General features: G+C 45.6%; 1 protein-coding gene. It reads right to left on the bottom strand.

Annotation, left to right across the window (positions count from 1 at the left end; genetic code table 11):
* Positions 1-942 (bottom strand): metallophosphoesterase family protein (locus AC1DWB_RS36135; protein WP_477545866.1); only part of this gene is annotated, 942 nt, incomplete at both ends.

Below are 942 nucleotides of genomic sequence, written 5' to 3'. Positions count from 1 at the left end.
GCCATAAACTGGCGACTGTCGAAGTATTCAAGACGCGGCAGAGTCCCGATTTCGGTGCCATTGAGGGAAACCCGGTAACCTTCCGGCATTCTGCAATTGGAACCGGCTGCTCTTAATTGAACCGAACGAATCTCGTTTAAGCTCGGAAGCTGAAGCTCAGATGATTTTGAAAAATTCGGCCTTTTGGTAATAACCGCTTTTTCACCGCGCTTCCAGGTCAGTTGTCCTAAGATGCCTTTTTGAAATACATGCCAGTCGGCCTGTACCGACTCGCCGTTAACCGAAATTTCCCACCAACCAGGAGCCGAATCCTCCAAATAACCCCAACCGTAATCGAACGTGGAGGGATCTGGTAAAATACTTCGCACTTCACTTAGATGAACCGGGGCTCGATCTGGGTAGGCAAGCACAGTGCTTTTCAATTGAGGAAGCCAGTTGTCCCCTACTTGATGCAGAGTTGTAACCTGGTTATGAGTATGTCCGCAGAAATAAGCATCAACAGGATGCTTTGCGATTTCATCCAGAACGGTGTTAACAAAATCGAAATGTGTAAAAAACGGTCTGCCCACACAAAAAAGAGGAGGATGTGAAAACAAAAATACATGTTCGAATTTGCTCGATTTAGCAAAAACATCCTTAATGAATTGTACCTGTTCATCATCACGAACGAATGTTGTATAGTCGAGGACGATAAATAAGCAGCCTGCTTTTTCAAAAGTGTAATAGCCTTTCGTGACAGGGGCGGTACCTAACGCTTTTCCAATCGCAGGGTATACAAATTGTTGGACCTGCAACTCTTCGCGTTTACCGACAATTCCGTCATGTGTACCAAGAGCAAAGAATAGCGGGGCGTTAAGACCTTCGAGAAGTTCCATCGCTTCTTTCATTTCTTGCAAACCGCTCGCTTCATCATCGCAATGCCCTTGTATGATGTCTCCAGTT

The organism is Paenibacillus sp. P4_E11 (assembly GCF_056401635.1).
This window is presented reverse-complemented; position numbering and strand designations above follow the sequence as displayed.